Source organism: Pantoea sp. Cr_R13, from assembly GCF_029222565.1.
Classification (GTDB): Bacteria; Pseudomonadota; Gammaproteobacteria; order Enterobacterales; family Enterobacteriaceae; genus Pantoea; species Pantoea eucalypti.
Genome location: NZ_JARHXL010000019.1, coordinates 385,137 through 406,319, shown reverse-complemented (window position 1 = coordinate 406,319; position 21,183 = coordinate 385,137). Strand labels below are relative to the sequence as shown.

Annotated in this window: 17 protein-coding genes and 3 tRNA genes; 16 read left to right on the top strand and 4 right to left on the bottom strand. The window is 54.8% G+C overall.

Going from position 1 to position 21,183, the window contains the following annotated elements:
* Positions 1–5: 5 nt before the first annotated feature.
* The 3 genes from mscM to rsgA all read right to left on the bottom strand — a co-directional run bounded on the left by mscM (position 6) and on the right by rsgA (position 5,470).
* Positions 6–3,335, bottom strand: coding sequence for a miniconductance mechanosensitive channel MscM (gene mscM, locus P2R09_RS21400; RefSeq protein ID WP_275772791.1), 3,330 nt, complete (start codon positions 3,333–3,335; stop codon positions 6–8).
* Between the two features lie 14 nt (positions 3,336–3,349).
* Entirely contained in the window at positions 3,350–4,249 is a 900-nt protein-coding gene (gene asd / locus P2R09_RS21395; RefSeq protein ID WP_003855296.1) for an archaetidylserine decarboxylase, read from the bottom strand.
* A 171-nt stretch (positions 4,250–4,420) separates the two neighbouring features.
* On the bottom strand, positions 4,421–5,470 hold the full coding sequence (gene rsgA, locus P2R09_RS21390) for a small ribosomal subunit biogenesis GTPase RsgA (RefSeq protein ID WP_275772790.1): 1,050 nt from the start codon (positions 5,468–5,470) through the stop codon (positions 4,421–4,423).
* 101 nt (positions 5,471–5,571) lie between these two features.
* On the opposite strand from rsgA, the gene orn reads away from it, so the two are divergent.
* The 4 genes from orn (at position 5,572) to P2R09_RS21370 (ending at position 6,556) form a co-directional block, all read left to right on the top strand.
* Complete coding sequence (gene orn / locus P2R09_RS21385; RefSeq protein WP_275772789.1) at positions 5,572–6,120, top strand: oligoribonuclease; 549 nt, start codon at positions 5,572–5,574, stop codon at positions 6,118–6,120.
* 154 nt (positions 6,121–6,274) lie between these two features.
* A tRNA-Gly gene (locus tag P2R09_RS21380) sits at positions 6,275–6,350 on the top strand.
* A gap of 28 nt (positions 6,351–6,378) precedes the next feature.
* A tRNA-Gly gene (locus P2R09_RS21375) sits at positions 6,379–6,454 on the top strand.
* A gap of 26 nt (positions 6,455–6,480) precedes the next feature.
* Positions 6,481–6,556: transfer RNA gene (locus tag P2R09_RS21370), tRNA-Gly, on the top strand.
* 349 nt (positions 6,557–6,905) lie between these two features.
* On the opposite strand, the gene queG is transcribed toward P2R09_RS21370, so the two are convergent.
* A complete protein-coding gene (queG, locus tag P2R09_RS21365) occupies positions 6,906–8,045 on the bottom strand; it encodes a tRNA epoxyqueuosine(34) reductase QueG (protein ID WP_275772788.1) in 1,140 nt (379 codons plus the stop codon).
* Between queG and nnr the strand changes: the two genes are divergently transcribed.
* The 12 genes from nnr (at position 8,044) to nsrR (ending at position 21,183) form a co-directional block, all read left to right on the top strand.
* Positions 8,044–9,564 (top strand): bifunctional ADP-dependent NAD(P)H-hydrate dehydratase/NAD(P)H-hydrate epimerase, encoded by a 1,521-nt coding sequence (gene nnr / locus P2R09_RS21360; protein ID WP_275772787.1) that lies wholly within the window; start codon positions 8,044–8,046, stop codon positions 9,562–9,564. The genes queG and nnr overlap by 2 nt on opposite strands.
* Complete coding sequence (tsaE, locus tag P2R09_RS21355) at positions 9,561–10,037, top strand: tRNA (adenosine(37)-N6)-threonylcarbamoyltransferase complex ATPase subunit type 1 TsaE (RefSeq protein WP_275772786.1); 477 nt, start codon at positions 9,561–9,563, stop codon at positions 10,035–10,037. The genes nnr and tsaE overlap by 4 nt, the downstream gene beginning before the upstream one ends.
* Positions 10,034–11,704 (top strand): N-acetylmuramoyl-L-alanine amidase AmiB, encoded by a 1,671-nt coding sequence (amiB, locus tag P2R09_RS21350; protein ID WP_275772785.1) that lies wholly within the window; start codon positions 10,034–10,036, stop codon positions 11,702–11,704. The genes tsaE and amiB overlap by 4 nt, the downstream gene beginning before the upstream one ends.
* A gap of 46 nt (positions 11,705–11,750) precedes the next feature.
* Positions 11,751–13,616: a DNA mismatch repair endonuclease MutL gene (gene mutL / locus P2R09_RS21345; RefSeq protein ID WP_275772784.1), complete on the top strand. Its 1,866-nt coding sequence runs from the start codon at positions 11,751–11,753 to the stop codon at positions 13,614–13,616.
* Positions 13,609–14,559, top strand: a complete 951-nt coding sequence (gene miaA, locus P2R09_RS21340) for a tRNA (adenosine(37)-N6)-dimethylallyltransferase MiaA (RefSeq protein WP_033743148.1) — start codon at positions 13,609–13,611, stop codon at positions 14,557–14,559. Before mutL ends, miaA begins: the two co-directional genes overlap by 8 nt.
* A gap of 103 nt (positions 14,560–14,662) precedes the next feature.
* Positions 14,663–14,977, top strand: a complete 315-nt coding sequence (hfq, locus tag P2R09_RS21335) for an RNA chaperone Hfq (protein ID WP_003855314.1) — start codon at positions 14,663–14,665, stop codon at positions 14,975–14,977.
* 71 nt (positions 14,978–15,048) lie between these two features.
* Positions 15,049–16,329, top strand: a complete 1,281-nt coding sequence (hflX, locus tag P2R09_RS21330) for a ribosome rescue GTPase HflX (protein WP_003855317.1) — start codon at positions 15,049–15,051, stop codon at positions 16,327–16,329.
* Between the two features lie 225 nt (positions 16,330–16,554).
* Positions 16,555–17,793, top strand: a complete 1,239-nt coding sequence (hflK, locus tag P2R09_RS21325; RefSeq protein ID WP_275772781.1) for an FtsH protease activity modulator HflK — start codon at positions 16,555–16,557, stop codon at positions 17,791–17,793.
* A 3-nt stretch (positions 17,794–17,796) separates the two neighbouring features.
* Complete coding sequence (gene hflC, locus P2R09_RS21320; protein WP_003855319.1) at positions 17,797–18,801, top strand: protease modulator HflC; 1,005 nt, start codon at positions 17,797–17,799, stop codon at positions 18,799–18,801.
* 56 nt (positions 18,802–18,857) lie between these two features.
* Positions 18,858–19,058: a DUF2065 domain-containing protein gene (locus P2R09_RS21315; protein WP_010256126.1), complete on the top strand. Its 201-nt coding sequence runs from the start codon at positions 18,858–18,860 to the stop codon at positions 19,056–19,058.
* 164 nt (positions 19,059–19,222) lie between these two features.
* On the top strand, positions 19,223–20,521 hold the full coding sequence (locus P2R09_RS21310) for an adenylosuccinate synthase (protein WP_008925795.1): 1,299 nt from the start codon (positions 19,223–19,225) through the stop codon (positions 20,519–20,521).
* Positions 20,522–20,739: 218 nt separating this feature from the next.
* Complete coding sequence (gene nsrR / locus P2R09_RS21305) at positions 20,740–21,183, top strand: nitric oxide-sensing transcriptional repressor NsrR (RefSeq protein ID WP_003855325.1); 444 nt, start codon at positions 20,740–20,742, stop codon at positions 21,181–21,183.

Below are 21,183 nucleotides of genomic sequence, written 5' to 3'. Positions count from 1 at the left end.
TTGCATTACAGGCCGCCAGATTTATAGGCGCGGGCTGCAGGCGCCCCGTTGCTGGCAGGGACCTTCTTGCCCAGGGTCTCCATACGCATCTGGAATGGCGGGAACGGCATCTCAATACCGTGCTGGTCAAATCCGCTGAGAATCAACTGATGCAGCTCGTGGCGCAGCGGCATTCGGTGTCCCATCTCCGCAGCATGCACACGGAGTTCAAACAACTGAATTCCCTGCTGCAGATCGACCAGGAAAGCTTCTGGCTGAGGCGTGTCCAGCACATAGCTGCAGCGCTCAGCCGCCTGAATCAGAATGGTTGTGACCTGCTCACTACTCACTTTCGCCGGTGCCGGAATAGTCAGTACCACGCGCGTGACGGAATCGGACAGCGACCAGTTAATAAACTGCTCGGTGATAAAGGCCTTGTTGGGCACGATGATCTCTTTGCGGTCCCAGTCGGTAATGGTGGTCGCACGGGTATTAATCCGCGTGATACTGCCAGTGAGGTCACGGATCGTCACGGTATCGCCGATACGAATGGGTTTTTCGAACAGGATAATCAGGCCAGAGATAAAGTTGGCAAAAATCTCCTGCAGACCAAACCCCAGTCCTACACCCAGTGCGGCAACCAGCCACTGCAGTTTCGACCACTCAATGCCGATCATTGAGAAACCAATCAGTCCGCCAATCAGCAGCAGCAGATATTTGGTCAGTGTGGTGATGGCATAACCTGTGCCAGGCGTCAGATTGAGATGCTGCAACAACGCCAGTTCAAGCAGTGCGGGCATGTTACGCACAAGCTGCGTGGTGATAATAAACACCAGAATAGCGATCAGGACTGACCCCAGCGTGATGGGTTGAATCGACTCGACGCCCTGTACGGACGTACTGACATCCCACAGCTGAATATTCTCCAGGAAGCCGAAGGCCGAGTGGATCTCTGACCACAGCACAATCACAGAGACCAGAGCGATCAGCGTCAGGATCGAGCGCACCAGCCGCAGCGACTGCGCACTGATCGCATCCAGGTCGATCACAGGCTCTTCGATCTCAATCGCATCGGTATTGAGAGAGCCTTGCTCCTTCTCTTCTTCGCTGCGCGCACGGTTAGCCAGCATATCGGCACGGCGCTGACGGGCGCGATCAAAGCCAAGACGGCGGCGCTGAATCAGCATCCAGCGGCGGATGATGTGATAGATAACCAGAAGCAGGAACCAGATGGCGACGGAGGTCTCGAGTCGCGCCAGCAGCGCCTGTGCAGTAGCAAGATAACCCACAGCAGAGGCGAGGGCAGCCATCAGTGGCATGGCTATCATCAGGTTCCACAGCATCCGGTTCACCATGTTCTCGCCATTTCCTTCTTTATCGAGATAAAGCGGAATGCCGGAACGTTTCAGGCTGACGGTAACAATGCTGATTGCCCCGCAAATCAGGATGAAACAGAGACGGCCCAGTGACGAGGAGAACTGTCGATCCTCCAGATTGCCAAAGGCGATCAGCAGCATAATAAGCGGCACAATCAGGCCGATACTCAGCGAGTAGTAGCGCATGGCGCGCGCCACCCGATTTTGCGGCCAGCGGAAATGCACAATGAAGAGTCCGTTGGGACGGGCAAAGGCGGCGCTGATCATAAACGCCCACAGCAGCGGCAGCGTGGCGGTAATACCATCACCAATTGCCACGGCGATAGGGTAGGGCCAGGCGTTCTGCAGACCATAACCCAATGCCCCCCACAATACCGGGAGCGGTAGCGCGACCAGGATCGACCAGAACACGGTGCGGATGGTCAGGCGGAAACGATCCTGAGTGACCTTGCCGACTTTGCTGGCGGAACGATCAAGGAAAGCATTGAAGTGACGACGAGAACTGATGCTGAAGCCGACCAGCAGCAAGGCACCCATAATGGGGATCACCGAATTGCGGCTGGTAAACATCATCGCCATCGCTTTGCCAAGCTGACCCAGCGTATCCAGCGACAGCAGACGGGAAAGATCTTTGGCCAGATCCAGCGGATAACTTAAACCGATCGGACTGACATCGGCGGTCCAGAAAAGATAGCGGTGCGTCGCGTCTTTGACTTCCGTCAGCGCATCCTGCAACTGGGTGTTGCCGACTTTAAGCTTGGTAATCTCCAGAATCAGCGTGTCACAGCCAGATATCAGCGAATTAAGCAGTTCCCGCTGGGTGCGTAGCTGTGCATCAAGAATACGCTTCTGTTCAGCAGTAAAGGGTTGACCATCGGCCTGTCGTCCCTTGCGCAGCGTCTCCTGGCGCTCCAGCAGATCTTCATAATAGAGACGCTGTACGCGAAGCTGTGCCATCTCATTATCAATCTGCTGCGACTTAGGCATCTCCGGCAGGCGCGCAACCTGTGCCCGAAGCGCTTCGCCCAGCAGATTAGAAGCCCCCAGCCACTGGGACTGCTCGCGCAGTGTAGAGAGCGCCTGACGGACCTGAATAATCTGATTAGTCGCCAGCCGCTGCTGCGATGCCACCAGATCCATGCGCTGCGCCTGTTGATTCAGGGCAACCGAGAGTTCACGGTTAACCCGAAACTGATCGCTAATCTCTGGGGGCAGATCGCCACTGTTTTCCGCCAGTTGCTCGGTACGGGCCAGTGCAACTTCCGCTTCGCGTTGCCGCTGATCGTTGAGCTGGTTACGCAGTGCCTGCAGATAGTTGTCGAGCTGAGTGGCTTTGCGCTGGTGGGCTTCAGCCCGCATCCGCGCCAGTTCCTGACGATTATTGGCAGAGAGCTGTGCCAGCTCAAGTTCATCGACGAGTGCTTTATTCGCGGCGCTTTCAGCCTGACGCGCTGCCAGCTGCAACTGCCCCTGCGGTGAACTGCTGCTGACGCCCTGCAGCCGGCGTTCACTCTCCGTCATCGCCCGACGCGCTTCCGTCTGCTGCTGTGGAAGCTGCGACAATGAATCACTGATTTCCCGCGCACGATCCTGCTCCTGGCGCGCCTGACGGCCCTCTTCCAGCAACTGGCTGCTAACCTGCAGGATCTCCTGATCCAGCTCGGCGCTGCTCATGTTGCTTCGCACCGTTTTTCCGTTGTCACTCAGCGCAGCAATCTGCTGACGCAATTCGCGCGCCAGACGCGGGAAGTCATCAATCACCTGCTGATATTGCGCCGCACGCTCCAGGGAATCATCACGTTCTGAAAGGAAGTTTAAGGCGGCTTCAATCGTCTGGATCTGTTCGGCCTGAGCCGGAGAGCTTTTGGCCGATTTTATCTCTTCCAGCTGCTGTTTGAGCTGGCTGGCGTCAGGAAGGCTGGCCGCAAAGGCCGGGCTGCTGAGCCACAGGCTCAGCAGCAGGAGGAGAATCAAACGCACAGAGGACACTCAATTTAATCGACAATGACGTCGGAAATGTCTGTGGCGACCGGCAGCGCAATCGCCAGCGGTTGACCCAGACGGGTTTTGCTTTCTGCTTCCAGGCTTTCCGCCAGCTTGACGCGACCTGGCGCGAACAGGTTGATGACGGTAGAGCCGAGTTTAAAGCGGCCCATTTCCTGACCTTTCAGCAACACCACGGCGCCTTCGTCGTCCGCAGCCGGATAATGCCAGCGCTTAATTACGCCTTCACGAGGCGGCGTTATCGTGCCAGCCCAGACGGTCTCAATACTGCCGACAATGGTGGCACCCACCAGGATCTGCACCATCGGGCCGATATCGGTTTCGAAGTAGCAGATAACGCGCTCGTTACGGGCAAACAGGTTAGGAATATTACGCGCGGTCAGCGGATTTACAGAGTAGAGGTCTCCGGGCACGTAAATCATCTCACGCAGGATACCGTTACACGGCATGTGGACGCGGTGGTAATCGCGTGGAGCCAGATAGGTGGTGACGAACTCACCCTCCACAAATTGAGCGGCCATCCGCTCATCGCCAGCCAGCAGGGCATCAATAGTGTAGTGATGACCTTTAGCCTGGAAAATCTGATCGCCATGAATATGGCCGAGCTGACTGATCGCACCATCCGCAGGAAGGGCAATGAGGCTGGCGTCAGCATCCAGCGGACGCGCATCGTCTTTGAGCGGACGAACGAAAAAGTCATTAAACGTGCGATAGCTTGCGGTATCAGGCTTACGCGCTTCCGCCATATCGACTTTGTAAAACCAGACAAAGATGTCAATGACCAGTTTGGTCAACCAACCACCGCGGCGACTGGCGCCCCAACCGGCAAGTTCAGTCAGCCATTTCTTCGGGAGAATATGATTCAAGCCGAGTTTTAAACGATCAAACACCTTAGCCTCCTGGCTATTTCAGGACGTTGTAAAAAAGGGGACGGATTGTAGCAGCGCCCCGTTCAGATGGCGACTATACGCGATTTCCGGCACGCTGCACGGCCTGAACGCACCACTGGAACGCACTTCGCAAAAAGCGCCGGCTTATCCGTTCAGACGCGGTTATACCGATTAACTTTCGCTATCAGGGAAATTTTTACGCGTTTTTACCTGCGCCATGCTCTCCAGAATGCGGTGGTAGTTAGCGAAACGGGACCGGTTGATTTTTCCCTGTTCGACCGCTTCACGAATGGCACAGCCCGGATCGCTGTCATGTTTACAATCGCGGAATTTGCAATAGCCCAGGAAGGGGCGGAATTCGATAAAGCCGCGTGTTACCTGTTCCGGCTCCAGATGCCACAAACCAAACTCACGGACGCCAGGAGAATCGATCACGTCGCCGCCGTGCGGGAAGTGATACAGCCGCGATGCGGTCGTGGTGTGCTGGCCTAAGCCAGAGCCATCCGACACTTCGTTGGTCAGAATCGCGACCTGCTCTTCTTTGTCGAAGCCGAGCAGGGCATTCAACAGACTCGATTTACCCACACCTGACTGACCAGCAAAGATACTCACGCGGTCGGTCAGGGCCGCTTTCAGATCGTCCAGGCCGTTTTTTGCCCGGCTGGAGACCATCACTACGCGGTAGCCAATGTTGCGATAGATATCCATCTGTTGATCGACAAAGGCGCGCGCCTTGTCATCCAGCAGATCGGTTTTGTTCAGGACCAGTAACGGTTCGATGTCCAGCGTTTCGCTGGCGACCAGATAGCGATCGATGATGTTAAGCGACAGTTCCGGCAGGATCGCAGAGACGATAATGATCTGATCGATATTCGCCGCCATGGGCTTCACGCCGTCGTAGAAATCGGGGCGGGTTAACACGCTGGTGCGCTCATGCACCGCTTCAACAATGCCTTTGCCGCCGCTGGTGGCCGGACGCCACATCACCCGGTCGCCCGTTACCAGAGAACGGATCGTGCGGCGGATATTGCAGCGGTGGGTGACGCCTGCGCTATCCTCAACATCAGCATGCATGCCAAAACGACTGACAACGACCCCATCTGCAGCTTCACCAAACATGTTGTCATCCGCTTCCGGACGCTCTCTGCGTTGGTTGAGACGGCGATCGTGGTTAGCGCTTACGCGACGTTGTTGGCCCTTCGACAGTTTATTTTTACTCACTCACCCTCACAGCGTTAGCCAGATTTCGCCCGGCTGGGCAAAACGTCTATGATACACCTTATTCATCGTGAATGACGACTACAGCAACCGCAGGAAAAAGCATGGCTACTGGAAATGAACAGAATCTGATCTGGATTGATCTTGAGATGACCGGACTGGATCCGACGCACGATCGCATTATTGAGATTGCAACCCTGGTGACTGACGCCAACCTGAACATCCTGGCAGAAGGGCCGGTCATGGCGGTCCATCAGTCCGATGCGCAGCTGGCGCTGATGGATGAGTGGAATGTCCGCACCCATACCAACAGCGGTCTGGTTGCGCGGGTGAAGGAGAGTCATATTGACGATCGCGCAGCAGAGCTGGCGACCATTGAGTTCCTGAAACAGTGGGTTCCGGCGAACACGTCGCCTATCTGTGGTAACAGTATCGGGCAGGATCGTCGCTTCCTGTTTAAGTACATGCCTGAACTGGAAGCGTATTTCCATTATCGCTATCTGGATGTCAGTACGTTGAAAGAGCTGGCACGTCGCTGGAAACCGGAGATCCTGCCTGGCTTCAAAAAAGGCGGTACGCACCAGGCGCTGGATGATATCCGTGAGTCTGTCGCGGAGCTGGCTTACTACCGCGAACACTTTTTGCAGCTTTAATCCACTGTGGGTGCGCATGAAATCACCAGTTTGCTGTTTTAATCATCAAACGCGCTGAAAGCGAAAATATTTGCTTTCAGACGCTTGCAGCAGCAACGATTTCTCGTATAATGCGCACCCCGTACCGGTGAAGAATTTATTAACGGTACAAGGCGCGGGAATAGCTCAGTTGGTAGAGCACGACCTTGCCAAGGTCGGGGTCGCGAGTTCGAGTCTCGTTTCCCGCTCCAGTTTTAAAATGTAAGCAGTAACCTCTTTGCGGGAATAGCTCAGTTGGTAGAGCACGACCTTGCCAAGGTCGGGGTCGCGAGTTCGAGTCTCGTTTCCCGCTCCAGTTTTGATTAAGCAGTGCCCTTCTATGCGGGAATAGCTCAGTTGGTAGAGCACGACCTTGCCAAGGTCGGGGTCGCGAGTTCGAGTCTCGTTTCCCGCTCCAGATTTTACATCACCCTGTTTCAGTCCGTTTTCCGGCTGTTTTACGTCGCGGGGTTTTGATTGTTTCCTGAAGGTTATCCACAACACTGCATCCCATCATCTGCGCCCTTTACGGCGATCTGTAAATTGTTTTTGAACAGAGTTATCCACAGCTTTGTACGCTAACCGAAGCGATAGCCTCATTATCAAATAAACACAAATTTTGCATAAGTTATTGATATTTAGACACATGAAGATATTTCAATGTGTTATTTCGCAGCGAAATCAGTGTTATTGCATTTGAATGACAACAGCTTTTTATTTTTATTCACAGCATGTGGAAAACGATAATTCTCGATCGGGCTGTACAATCACGCATCACGCGGTAAACCCTTCTCTACTGCACGAACCAGCCGCTTCTGCTGGGCAGGCTGCACTTCAACCACGATTTGATCGCGTTTCTGCTGCTGCTGTGCGATTGCCCACAGAATGTGTTCATCCAGTAGTTCACTCTCACCCAGTCTTTGCTTCAGAATCTGAATAATTTCGGGCGACCAGGGCGCATTGCCCAGCGCGACAGCGATGTTACGCAGCCAGCGTAAATGACCAATGCGGCGAATCGCTGAGCCTTCTGTTATGCGTAAAAACTTCGCCTCATCCCACTGAAACAGATCGATCAGTTCCGGTGCATGTAACGCCGCTCGCGGTGAAAAATCGCTTTCGTCACTGAGTTGTCCATAGCGATTCCACGGACAGATCAGCTGGCAGTCGTCGCAGCCATAAATCCGGTTGCCCATCAGCGGACGAAACTCTTCCGGGATAGCCCCTTCCAGCTCAATGGTGAGATAGGAGATACAGCGACGGGCATCGACGACGTAAGGCTCAACGATAGCGCTGGTGGGGCAGATGGTCATGCAGGCGACACAGCGACCACATTGTTCCTCCTGCGGGGCATCTAACGGTAGCGGAATATCGATGAGCAGTTCGCCGAGGAAAAACCACGAGCCCGCTTCCCGATTAAGAATCAGAGAATGTTTGCCCGTCCACCCCAGTCCTGCTTTAGCCGCCAGTGGGCGCTCAAGCAGCGGCGCCGAATCCACGAACGGTCGAAAATTCAGCTCACCACAATGCTGCTGGATCATTTCTCCGAGCTTTTTCAGTCGATTGCGCAATACTTTGTGGTAATCACGACCGAGTGCATAACGGCTGACATAGCCCAATTGAGGATTTTTCAGCGTGCTGGCAAAGGCGGCTTTGGCCGGAAGGTAGTTCATGCGAACGCTGATGACACGCAGCGTGCCGGGTAGCAGTTCATGAGGACGTGCCCGCATCATGCCGTGTCGCGCCATCCACGCCATCTCGCCTTGATATTGTTTGTCCAGCCACGCCTGCAGGCGCGGCTCTTCTGCGCTGAGATCGGTATCGGTGATGCCGACCTGCTGAAAGCCGAGATCCAATCCCCATTGTTTAATCTGTTGTGCGAGTTGATGAAGATCGAGAGGGTATGACATGAGTGACCAGGATTCGAAGAAAAACAGCCGTAGTTTACCATATTCTGTCTGGCCTGCGCAGGCTGTGCCAAAGCTTGAGCAACAGGGCGCTGATGTACTCGGAATTACCCTGTATGAGCTCATGCTGCGAGCCGGGCAGGCTGCTTATGACCATCTGAATGCGTACTGGCCTGATGCCAGCCACTGGCTGATTCTGTGCGGTCACGGCAACAACGGTGGTGACGGTTATGTCGTGGCGCGGCTGGGGCAGGCGGCTGGGAAAACCGTTACGCTGCTGGCGTGCGAAAGTGAAAAAGCGTTGCCGGAAGAGGCGCAGCGCGCGCGGGAGGCATGGCTGGATGCGGGAGGCGAAATTCATGCGGCCGATGCCGCCTGGCCAGAGCGGGTGGATGTGATTGTTGATGCGCTGCTGGGAACCGGCTGTAATCGTGCGCCCGGGAAACCCTATGTCTCACTTATTCAGCGGGCCAACGCCCACGCTGCACCCATACTCGCCATTGATATGCCTTCCGGCTTATCCGCCCGCAACGGCACCGCACCTGGTGAGGTGATTAATGCCAGCCATACGCTGAGTATGGTCGCACTGAAACCGGGTCAGATCACCGGCAAGGCGCGAGACTATATCGGACAGCTCGCCTATGCCGATCTCGGCCTGGCCACCTTTCTGGCGGGCGAAGCGGCGCCCATCGCGCGTTATGACGCCAGTGCATTAACCCGCTGGCTAAAACCGCGTAAGCCGACCTCCCACAAGGGCAGTCATGGGCGACTGCTGGTCGTCGGGGGCGATGCCGGTACCGCAGGCGCGGTACGAATGACCGCAGAAGCCGCCCTACGCAGTGGCAGCGGATTAGTGCGAGTACTTACTCACAAAGATAATATTATTCCGATTCTTACCGCCCGGCCCGAAGTTATGGTCGATGAACTGACCGATGAACGGCTGACTGAGGCGCTGGAGTGGGCCGATGTAATCGCGATTGGGCCTGGTCTGGGTCAGCGTGAATGGGGCAAGCGGGCGCTGGAGCAGGTCGCGCGTAGTGAAAAGCCGATGCTTTGGGACGCGGATGCGCTTAACCTGCTGGCAATCAGTGCGGAGAAACGTCAGAATCGCATTATTACGCCGCATCCTGGTGAAGCGGCGCGTTTACTGAATATCGAGACCAGTGAAATTGAGAGTGACCGCTTACATGCAGCGCAGACATTGGCGCAGCGTTATGGTGGCGTAGTGGTTCTGAAAGGTGCCGGCACGATCATTGCCAGCGAGCAGGGCGAACTGGCCTTTGCGGATGTGGGCAATGCTGGCATGGCTTCTGGTGGTATGGGCGATCTCCTGAGTGGAATTATCGCCTCGCTGGTGGGTCAGAAACTCACGCTGTTTGATGCAGCCTGCGCTGGCTGCGTGGCACATGGTGCAGCGGCCGATGCGGTGGCTGCAGAACGCGGAACACGCGGTATGCTGGCAACTGATTTACTGGATCTGCTGTGGCAATTTGTTAATCCTGAGATGAATAAAGAAGCATGAAGACCTGTGTTATCTCTTTGCCCGATGAGGCGGCTACGCTCGATTTGGGCGCTCAACTGGCGCGCGCCTGTGGCAGCGCGGCAGTCATTTATCTCTATGGCGATCTGGGGGCGGGTAAAACCACCTTCAGCCGCGGCTTTCTGCAGGCGCTGGGCCATCAGGGCAACGTCAAAAGCCCCACTTATACGTTGGTTGAGCCTTACTCGCTTAACAACCATACACTCTATCATTTCGACCTCTATCGACTTGCCGATCCTGAAGAGCTTGAGTTCATGGGCATCCGTGACTACTTCAGTGGCGATGCCATCTGTCTGGTAGAATGGCCGCAGCAGGGTGCCGGTTTTCTGCCCTCGCCCGACCTTACGTTAACGCTGCGCTACGTGGGCGAAGCGCGTGAAGCGGAGCTGACGGCACAGTCGGCATCGGGCCAGAAATGGCTGGAACTGTTTGACCAGAGCAGGGATAAGGCATGATGTCACGGATGAAAATAGCGCTGGTAACACTGCTGCTGCTGGTCTGTACGCCTCTTTTTGCCGCTACCCTGTCAGATATCAAAGTGGCCAATGGCGACAGTCAGGCCACCATCACCCTGAACTTTGCAGGACAGCCTGCTTATGCCTTTTTCTCACTGCACAACCCGAATCGTGTGGTGCTTGATGTGAACCAAAGCGGCGTGGTTCAGGGACTGCCACTCAATTTCAGCGGCGAAAATATCGTAAAGCGGATTCGTACCAGCACTCCTAAAGATAAACAGAGCGTGCGGCTGGTGTTTGAACTGACGCAGGCGGGTAAAACCCGTGCGGTCACCCAGCGCAATGGCAACAGCTACAGCGTGGTCTTCACCATTACCGGTAAGGCGCCTGCTATTACGCGCAGTGCTCCTGCGCCGGTCACGGCCCCGAGGCCTGTGCCGACACAGAGTGCCGACGCGGTTAACCCGTTTAATTCCAATCCAGTGACCTCGGTGACCAGCACGGCCAGCACCGTACGTCCTGGTCGTGCGGTCAGCCAGAATGACACCGTGATTGTGGCGATTGATGCCGGACATGGTGGTCAGGATCCCGGCGCTATCGGACAGCGCGGGTTGAAAGAGAAGAACGTCACCATTGCGATTGCCCGCAAACTGCGGGTGTTGCTAAACAACGATCCGATGTTCAAAGGCGTGCTGACGCGTGATGGCGATTATTTTATCTCGGTCATGGGCCGCTCTGATGTCGCGCGTAAAGCCAATGCCAACGTGCTGGTGTCAATACACGCTGACGCCGCGCCGAGCCATGCGGCGACTGGCGCATCAGTCTGGGTATTATCCAACCGTCGCGCAAATAACGAGATGGCTAACTGGCTGGAGCAGAAAGAGAAACAGTCTGAGCTGCTGGGCGGCGCAGGTGACCTGCTGGCCAACAGCCAGGCCGACCCTTACCTCAGCCAGGCGGTACTGGACCTGCAGTTTGGTCACTCGCAGCGCGTGGGTTATGACATCGCCCAGAAAGTGTTGCAGCAGATGCGCAGCGTAACGTCGTTGCATAAACGTCTGCCTGAGCATGCCAGCCTGGGCGTGCTGCGTTCGCCAGATATCCCTTCTTTGCTGGTGGAAACCGGCTTTATCAGTAATTCCTCGGAGGAGCGACTGCTTGGCAGTAGCGCGCACCAGGATAAGATTGCGCAGTCGATCTACAGAGGTCTGCGCACTTATTTCCTGGCGCACCCGCTACAATCCATCCCAAAGGAGGAAAACCGGCCGCTGGGCTCGTCGCCAGTGGTCAGCGTAGCCAGTAACCCGGCGACAGGCGTGACGCAATATACCGGTGAGGTTCAGCGTCACACGGTTGCCCGCGGTGAGACACTTTCCGGCATTGCCGCAAAGTATGGTGTCAGCATGGACACGCTGCGTGGGATGAACGCGCTGAAGCGTGATGTGGTGTGGGTCGGACAGCGATTAAAAGTTCCGGCCAGCGCAACGGCCAGTCGTACCACGCGCGCGGCACCACGCGGTGTAGTACGCCATAAAGTGGTGGTCGGTGATTCGCTGACTGGCATTGCCGCACATTATGGCGTCAGCCCGAAAGCGATAATGCAGACTAATAATCTGAAGTCGACCAACGTCATGTTGGGGCAGAACCTGAAAATTCCCGCATCCTGATTGCTTGCCCGGCCGCTGCGCCGGGCTACCAGTTAAAAGGAAAACCATGCCGATTCAAATTTTACCGCCACAGCTGGCCAACCAGATTGCGGCGGGTGAAGTCGTTGAGCGTCCTGCATCGGTGGTCAAAGAGCTAGTGGAGAACAGTCTGGATGCTGGCGCTACGCGCATTGAAGTTGATATTGAAAAGGGTGGCGCAAAGCTTATCCGCATTCGTGACAACGGCTGCGGCATCGTTAAAGCTGAGCTGTCGATGGCGCTGGCCCGACACGCGACCAGCAAAATAGCTTCACTGGATGACCTGGAAGCGATTATGAGTCTGGGCTTTCGCGGTGAAGCGCTGGCCAGCATTAGTTCGGTCTCCCGGCTGACCTTAACCTCACGTACCGCCGATCAAACTGAAGCCTGGCAGGCCTATGCGGAAGGGCGTGACATGACGGTGACAGTTAAACCGGCAGCGCATCCCTGCGGCACCACGCTGGAAGTGCTGGATCTTTTTTATAACACCCCGGCACGCCGCAAGTTTATGCGCACGGAGAAAACCGAATTCGGCCATATCGACGAAGTGATTCGTCGTATTGCGCTGGCACGTTTTGACGTGGCGATATCATTAAGTCACAACGGTAAAATGATGCGTCAGTACCGTGCTGTCAGCGAGGAGAGTCAGCGCGAACGGCGACTGGCGGCAATCTGCGGCACCACCTTTATGCAGCATGCGCTGCGAATTGACTGGCAACATGATGACCTCTCGCTGCGGGGCTGGGTTGCCGATCCCGCAGGGTCGCGACAGGTCACCGATCTGCAGTATTGCTACGTCAATGGCCGGATGATGCGCGACAAGCTGATCAATCATGCTATCCGCCAGGCATTCCAGACACAGCTTCAGGATGACCAGCAGCCCGCTTACGTGCTTTATCTGGAGATCGATCCGCATCAGGTGGATGTCAACGTTCATCCGGCCAAGCATGAAGTACGGTTTCACCAGTCACGTCTGGTACATGACTTTATTTATCAGGGCGTGGTCAGCGCGCTTCAGGCGATGGCGGCACCCACCTTACCCGCGCTTAAGGCCGAAGAACCCGCGCCACGCTGGCAGCCTGAAAATCGTCAGGCGGCCGGGGGAAATCATTTTGCGCAGCCTGCAGCGTCTGCCAGTGAGACGAAGTCCTCGTCCGCGCGTGAAACTCCGCCTGTCTGGCAAAACAAAGAGAATGTTTATCGTCAACGCGAAGGCGCAGTTTATCAGCAACTGCTGAAAACCCCTTCCGGCACCCCATCGTCCGGCACCACACCGCCGCTGAGCGCCCGTGAGCCAGCACCGCGTCCGGCCGCGAAACCCTCGCCGCTGGCCCCCCATGCCCAGAGTTTTGGCCGGGTGCTGACGATTTTGCACAATCACTTTGCGCTGCTGGAGCAGGACCAGACATTAATGCTGATGTCGCTGCCGGTTGCGGTACGCTGGCTGAAACTGGCTCAGCTTGAACCGGGTGAAGAGGGGCTTAAGCCGCAGCCGCTACTGATTCCGGTCAGGCTGAAAATTGCGCTGAATGAACGACAGGCAGCAAAAGAAAACAGTAGTCTGCTTAATCAGATGGGTATTGATCTTCAGATCGACGGTGACCACGTGACGCTGCGCGCGGTGCCTTTACCGTTACGAACACAAAATTTACAAATCTTGATTCCCGAGCTGTTAGGCTATCTCGCCCGGCAGCAGGAGAACACTGCGACGCAACTGGCCCAGTGGCTGGCGCAGCGTCAGGAAACAGCGTCCTCCGACTGGAATCACTCACAGGCGATCAACCTGCTGGCAGAGCTTGAACGGCTTTGCCCACAGCTGCTGAAATCGCCGCCTTCAGGCTTATTACAGCCCATAGAGATTGAGAGCGCGGTCAACGCGTTGAAGCATGAGTGAATTAAACCAGGCTGGCCGGCCAAAGGCTATTTTTTTGATGGGGCCTACGGCTTCGGGTAAGACCGCTTTAGCGATTGAGTTGCGTAAGCACTTACCCGTGGAACTTATCAGCGTTGATTCTGCCCTTATTTATCGTCAGATGGATATTGGTACGGCGAAACCGTCGGCTGAGGAGTTAGCAGTGGCGCCCCATCGTCTGCTCGACATCCGCGATCCCGCAGAAGCCTATTCGGCAGCGGAGTTCAGGCGGGATGCTTTAGCAGAAATGGCGGAAATCGTTGCAGCCGGACGAATACCGTTGCTTGTTGGTGGAACCATGCTCTACTTCAAGGCGTTACTTGAAGGATTGTCGCCGTTGCCCTCGGCCGATCCTGATGTTCGTCAGCGGATAGAGCAAACGGCGCGTGAAAAAGGCTGGGATGCTTTACACCGCCAGCTGTGTGAAATCGACCCGGTTGCCGGCAGTCGTATTCATCCGAATGATCCGCAGAGACTTTCGCGAGCACTGGAAGTTTTTTTTATTTCGGGTAAAACTTTAACGGAACTGACAAAAACATCCGGTGAAGCGTTACCCTACGACGTGCAACAGTTTGCCATCGCCCCGGCGAGCCGCGAATTGCTGCACCAGCGCATCGCGTTGCGTTTTGAGCAGATGTTAGCGTCAGGATTTGAAGCGGAGGCTCGGGCCCTGTTTGCACGAGGTGATTTGCATACGGACATGCCTTCCATTCGTTGTGTTGGCTATCGTCAGATGTGGTCTTATTTATCGGGCGAAATCGATCACAGCGAAATGGTTTATCGGGGAATTTGCGCGACCCGGCAACTCGCTAAGCGACAGATAACCTGGTTACGCGGTTGGGAAAATGTTCACTGGCTTGACAGTGACGAGCCCCGGCTGGCGCTTGATACAGTGTTACAGGTTCTTAGTGCGAAGCATGGGTGATTGTGTACAATTGATGGGTTATCGTGCGCAAATTTTTACGCAGTATTTTTCGAACCATAGGTTCTACTAGCAACAAACAACAAGCATATAAGGAAAAGATAGAATGGCTAAGGGGCAATCATTACAAGACCCGTTTTTGAACGCACTGCGTCGTGAACGTGTTCCGGTTTCGATTTATCTGGTTAACGGTATTAAGCTGCAGGGTCAGATTGAGTCATTTGATCAGTTCGTCATTTTGTTGAAAAACACGGTAAGTCAGATGGTTTATAAGCATGCCATTTCTACCGTTGTTCCTTCGCGCCCGGTTTCTCACCATAGCAATAATACCGGCGGCGGCGGCAGCAACAATTATCATCAGGGCGGCAGCAACACAACTGCGCAGCCACAGCCACAACAAGACGGTGATAGCGCAGAATAACGCGTCATCGTACAGCCAGGCACGGAAGACAAACGTTTTCCGTCCTGGTCTTTATTTAGCGAGGTTATAGCTTGTTTGACCGTTATGAAGCCGGTGAGCAGGCCGTACTGGTACACATCTGGTTCTCCCAAGACAAAGAAGTAGAAGATTTACAGGAGTTTGAAACCCTGGTTTCTTCTGCTGGCGTTGAGGCGCTGCAAGTGGTTACTGGCAGCCGTAAAGCGCCGCACCCCAAGTATTTTGTCGGTGAAGGAAAGGCCGTTGAAATTGCCGATGCGGTAAAAACAACTGGAGCATCGGTCGTGTTATTCGATCATGCCCTTACGCCCGCTCAGGAAAGAAACCTTGAGCGCCTGTGCGAATGCCGCGTCATTGATCGCACTGGTTTAATTCTGGATATCTTCGCCCAGCGTGCACGTACCCACGAAGGTAAATTGCAGGTTGAGCTGGCACAGTTACGCCATCTTGCGACACGTCTGGTACGTGGCTGGACTCACCTTGAACGCCAGAAAGGCGGGATCGGCTTGCGTGGTCCGGGTGAAACACAGTTAGAAACAGACCGACGACTGCTGCGCGGACGAATCAGTCAGATTTTGTCTCGTCTTGAGCGGGTTGAAAAACAGCGTGAGCAGGGACGTCAGTCTCGTGCCAAAGCGGATGTGCCAACGGTTTCGCTGGTGGGTTATACCAACGCCGGCAAGTCGACCCTCTTTAACGCCATGACTTCTGCCAACGTCTTTGCCGCAGACCAGCTGTTTGCGACCCTTGATCCCACACTGCGCCGCCTGAATGTTGCCGATGTCGGAGATGTGGTGCTGGCAGACACGGTCGGCTTTATTCGCCATCTTCCTCACGATCTGGTTGCCGCTTTTAAAGCCACACTGCAGGAGACGCGTCAGGCGACGCTGTTAATGCACGTGATTGATGGCGCTGACCTGCGCGTGACAGAAAATATCGCCGCTGTTGATGCCGTACTGGAAGAGATTGAAGCGGATGAAATCCCGACGTTACTGGTAATGAATAAAATCGATATGCTTGACGGTTTTGAACCGCGCATCGATCGTAACGAAGAGAATCTGCCCATTCGCGTCTGGCTCTCCGCTCAGACCGGTGTGGGTATTCCGCTGCTATGGCAGGCGCTCTCTGAACGTCTGGCGGGTGAAATTGCCCAGCATGCGTTACGTCTGCCACCGGAAGCGGGGCGGCTTCGTAGCCGTTTCTATCAGTTGCAGGCGATTGAGAAAGAGTGGAATGAAGAAGACGGCAGTGTAGGATTGCAGATACGTATGCCCATCATTGAATGGATGCGTTTATGTAAGCAGGAACCGTCGCTGACCAGTTATATCGTTTGATATTGCCCGACGCACTTACCTCAAAAATTGAAGATTGTCGCATTTTCGTTGCAGGCCAGATACGCAGGATTTACCCGGGTATTTCGGATTTCAGCAAGGCGGCAACTGAGTGAATCCCCGGCTGCTTACTGCTGTACGTAGCCGGGATGAGCGAAGGCAGCCAACACCGCTGCAATCCGAAAGATGAAGGGTAAAAACCGTAATTACAATAAATGGAGTAGAGACATGGCGTGGAATCAGCCCGGAAATAACGGACAGGACCGCGACCCGTGGGGAAGCAGCAATAATCAAGGCGGCAACTCTGGGGGGAATAAGGGAGGACGGGAATCCGGGCCTCCTGATCTGGATGATATCTTCCGTAAGCTGAGCAAGAAGCTTGGTGGACTGGGCGGTGGCAAACAGAGCGACAACGGTCAACGCGGCTCCGGCAGCGGTGGCAAAATTGTTGGCATCGTGGCTGTTGCTGCTGTAGTCATCTGGGCTGCAAGCGGTTTCTACACCATCAAAGAAGCGGAGCGTGGCGTAGTGACGCGTTTCGGTAAGTTCAGTCACCTGGTCGAACCCGGCCTGAACTGGAAACCTACATTCATTGATCAGGTTCGTGCGGTTAACGTTGAATCAGTCCGTGAACTGGCGGCTTCAGGTGTCATGCTGACCTCGGACGAGAACGTTGTGCGTGTCGAAATGAACGTGCAGTACCGCGTGACCGATCCGGAACGTTATCTTTATGCGGTCACCAGCGCGGACGACAGCCTGCGTCAGGCAACTGACAGCGCGCTGCGCGGCGTGATTGGTCGTTCGACCATGGACCGCATTCTGACCGAAGGCCGTACCGTAGTGCGTAGCGAAACGCAGCGTGAAATTGACGAGACGATTCGTCCTTATAACATGGGTATCGCGGTGCTCGACGTCAACTTCCAGGCTGCACGTCCGCCGGAAGAGGTGAAGTCTGCGTTTGATGACGCCATTGCCGCACGCGAAAACCGTGAGCAGTATGTTCGTGAAGCTGAAGCCTACGCTAATGAAGTTCAGCCTCGTGCAAATGGTCGCGCGCAACGTATTCTGGAAGAGGCGCGCGCGTACAAAGAGCGTACCGTTCTGGAAGCGCAGGGTGAAGTGGCGCGTTTCGCCAAGATTCTGCCTGAATATAAAGCCGCACCTGAAATCACCAAAGAGCGTCTTTATATCGAGACGATGGAACGTGTGCTGAGCCATACCCGCAAAGTCCTGGTTAACGATCGGGGTAATAACCTGATGGTTCTGCCGCTGGATCAACTGATGCGTGGCACCCAGGCTGCACCGGGCCAGAGCGGTCAGAAGGGCAGTAACAGTTCTTCGCTGCCGGCTATCTCCGATCGCGGCGCCAGCCGCAATGACACGTCGTCATACAGTCCGGACAACATCATGGATCAGCGTCGGGCCAATGCTCAGCGCAGCGACAGCCAGCGCGAAGGGAGAGAGTAATCGATGCGTAAGCCAATAGTATTTTTGATCATTGTCGTGCTGGTGGCGCTCTATGCGTCGCTGTTTGTGGTGCAGGAAGGGGAGCGAGGCATTGTTCTGCGCTTCGGCAAAGTCCTGCGCGATGGTGAAAACAAACCGCAGGTGTTTGCGCCGGGCCTGCATTTCAAGATCCCATTCCTGGAAACGGTTAAAACGCTGGATGCGCGCATTCAGACTATGGATAACCAGGCCGATCGCTTTGTCACTAAAGAGAAGAAAGATCTGATCGTCGACTCTTACATCAAGTGGCGTATTAGCGACTTCAGTCGCTACTACCTGGCTACCGGCGGCGGCGATGTCTCTCAGGCGGAAGTGCTGCTGAAACGTAAGTTCAGTGACCGCTTGCGTTCTGAAATGGGCCGTCTGGATGTGAAAGATATCGTAACGGACTCACGTGGTCGCCTGACGACGGATGTCCGTGACGCGCTGAACACCGGTTCTGCTGGCAGCGATGATGAAATCGCAACCCCTGCGGCCGATGACGCCATTGCCAGTGCAGCGGCCCGTGTAGAGCGTGAAACCAACAGCAGCGAGCCGGCACCCAATCCGAACAGTATGGCGGCATTAGGTATTCAGGTGATGGATGTGCGCATCAAGCAGATCAACCTGCCGACTGAGGTTTCCGATGCGATCTTCAACCGTATGCGTGCCGAGCGTGAAGCGGTAGCACGTAGTCAGCGTTCTCAGGGTCAGGAAGAGGCTGAAAAACTGCGTGCTCAGGCCGACTATCAGGTTACACGTACTCTGGCTGAAGCCCAGCGTGAAGCGCTGATTACACGTGGTGATGGTGATGCGGAAACGGCGCGGTTGTTTGCCGATGCGTTCAGCAAAGATCCTGACTTCTACGCGTTTATTCGTAGCCTGCGCGCCTATGAAAACAGCTTCAGTGAAAATCAGGATGTGATGGTGTTAAGCCCGGATAGCGACTTCTTCCGATATATGAAGGCGCCCTCTAACGCGACACGTTAAGAACTGATATAACCTGTAGGCCGACAATGTTGTCGGCCTTTTTTTTGGGTATCAGAATGAAAACGAGCATCTGGATGGCACTGGCGCTGGTATTAGTGCTGGAAGGGTTGGGACCGATGTTTATGCCACGCGCCTGGCGACGCATGATCCTGACGATGACCCGTTTACCCGATCGCCTGCTGCACCGCTTTGGTGGCGGACTGGTGGTGGCTGGCATGGTGATCTATTGCATGCTGAGTCTGCACGGCAACCTGTAAACCGGGAGAAGATCGGCTAAATTGTGCCTCTTTGCGCCGTTATCCCCAATATGTTGTAGTGATCAAAACGCAGGCAAAAAAGCGCGCAATCGTATGCTAAAAGTGCTGAAAAGCATAGGATCAGATGGTAGAATCCTTTTTTAAGCAATCGGTGATTTTGAGAAATGGGTAAGAACGTCGTCGTACTGGGCACCCAATGGGGTGACGAAGGTAAAGGTAAGATTGTAGACCTTCTGACTGAGCGCGCGAATTACGTTGTGCGTTATCAAGGCGGCCACAATGCGGGCCACACGCTTGTCATCAACGGTGAAAAAACCGTCCTCCACCTGATCCCTTCTGGCATTCTGCGCGATAACGTGACCAGCATCATTGGTAACGGCGTAGTGCTCTCTCCTGAAGCCTTAATGAAAGAGATGAAAGGCCTGGAAGCGCGCGGAATTCCGGTACGCGAGCGTCTGCTGATTTCTGAAGCCTGTCCGCTGATCCTGCAATATCATGTTGCGATGGATATGGCGCGTGAACGTGCCCGTGGTGCCAAAGCGATTGGTACGACTGGCCGTGGCATCGGTCCTGCTTATGAAGATAAAGTTGCCCGTCGTGCACTGCGCGTCAGCGACCTGTTTAATAAAGAAACATTTGCCGCCAAACTGAAAGAAGTCGTCGATTTCTACAACTTCCAGCTGGTGGAGTACTACAAAGAGCCGGCAGTCGACTTCGATAAAGTGCTGAGTGATGTGATGGAAGTCGCTGACATCCTGACTGGCATGGTGGTTGACGTCTCTGAACTGCTGGATGTCGCGCGTAAGCGTGGCGATCTGATTATGTTCGAAGGTGCGCAGGGTACGCTGCTGGATATCGATCATGGGACTTATCCGTACGTGACCTCATCCAACACGACCGCAGGTGGTGTTGCAACCGGTTCCGGCATTGGTCCGCGTTATGTCGACTACGTTCTGGGTATTGTGAAAGCTTACTCAACTCGTGTTGGTGCAGGCCCGTTCCCGACCGAACTGTTCGACGAAACCGGCGAATTCCTCTGTGCGCAGGGTAATGAGTTTGGTGCGACCACCGGTCGCCGCCGCCGTACCGGCTGGCTGGATGCAGTAGCGGTTCGCCGCGCGGTTCAGATCAACTCTCTGTCAGGTTTCTGCATGACCAAGCTGGACGTGCTGGATGGCCTGAAAGAGGTGAAAATCTGTGTGGCTTACCGTATGCCTGATGGTCGCGAAGTGACCACCACGCCACTGGCGGCAGAGAACTGGGAAGGTATTGAGCCGGTTTACGAGACCCTGCCAGGCTGGAGCGAGACAACGTTTGGCGTGAAGACGCTGGAAGGTTTGCCTCAGGCCGCGCGTGATTACATCAAGCGTGTTGAAGAGGTAACAGGTGTGCCGATTGATATCATCTCAACCGGTCCCGATCGTAGTGAAACGATGATTCTGCGCGACCCGTTTGACGCATAATCATTCAGGCCGGACACTGTCCGGCCCTTGTTTTTCCACTCTCAGATGCCACTTAATCTCCCTTCGCTTGTCAAACCTCGTGCTGGCTTAAAAAAACGCACGGCTGATCAGACTCTGGTTTATCATCGTAGTTAATCGAATGGCGATCCGATTCAATCCTGACATCAATCGTAAGGCGAATAACCTAATGGCACGCCTGAAGGTTCACCGAGGTTACTGTGCAGCTCACGAGTTTTACTGATTATGGCTTACGCGCCCTGATTTATCTGGCATCGTTGCCTGAAGGTCAGCAGACCAATATTACAGAAGTGACAAACACCTATGGTTTGTCCCGCAATCATATGGTCAAAATCATCAATCAGCTGAGCCGGGCGGGCTATGTCGCCGCCACGCGTGGTAAAAACGGCGGCATTCGTTTGGGTATGCCAGCGCGTCAGATTGTCATTGGCGACGTGGTACGTAAGATGGAGCCACTACAACTGGTTGATTGCGCCTCCTGTTCCATCACGCCAGCCTGTCGTCTGAAGCAGGCATTACATGATGCAGTGCAGCGATTTTTGCAGGAGCTGGATAACTATACCCTGGCAGACCTGGTCGAAGGCAATACACCACTTTATGAGATCATCTTGTCCAGATCGCCAGTGGCAATAAATATTAAATGA

Coding starts and splice junctions, on each gene's coding strand:
- orn (WP_275772789.1), top strand. CDS start 5,572: ATGGCTACTGGAAATGAACAGAATCTGATCTGGATTGATCTTGAGATG.
- nnr (WP_275772787.1), top strand. CDS start 8,044: ATGAGTGACCAGGATTCGAAGAAAAACAGCCGTAGTTTACCATATTCT.
- queG (WP_275772788.1), bottom strand. CDS start 8,045: ATGTCATACCCTCTCGATCTTCATCAACTCGCACAACAGATTAAACAA.
- tsaE (WP_275772786.1), top strand. CDS start 9,561: ATGAAGACCTGTGTTATCTCTTTGCCCGATGAGGCGGCTACGCTCGAT.
- amiB (WP_275772785.1), top strand. CDS start 10,034: ATGATGTCACGGATGAAAATAGCGCTGGTAACACTGCTGCTGCTGGTC.
- mutL (WP_275772784.1), top strand. CDS start 11,751: ATGCCGATTCAAATTTTACCGCCACAGCTGGCCAACCAGATTGCGGCG.
- miaA (WP_033743148.1), top strand. CDS start 13,609: ATGAGTGAATTAAACCAGGCTGGCCGGCCAAAGGCTATTTTTTTGATG.
- hfq (WP_003855314.1), top strand. CDS start 14,663: ATGGCTAAGGGGCAATCATTACAAGACCCGTTTTTGAACGCACTGCGT.
- hflK (WP_275772781.1), top strand. CDS start 16,555: ATGGCGTGGAATCAGCCCGGAAATAACGGACAGGACCGCGACCCGTGG.
- hflC (WP_003855319.1), top strand. CDS start 17,797: ATGCGTAAGCCAATAGTATTTTTGATCATTGTCGTGCTGGTGGCGCTC.
- P2R09_RS21315 (WP_010256126.1), top strand. CDS start 18,858: ATGAAAACGAGCATCTGGATGGCACTGGCGCTGGTATTAGTGCTGGAA.
- P2R09_RS21310 (WP_008925795.1), top strand. CDS start 19,223: ATGGGTAAGAACGTCGTCGTACTGGGCACCCAATGGGGTGACGAAGGT.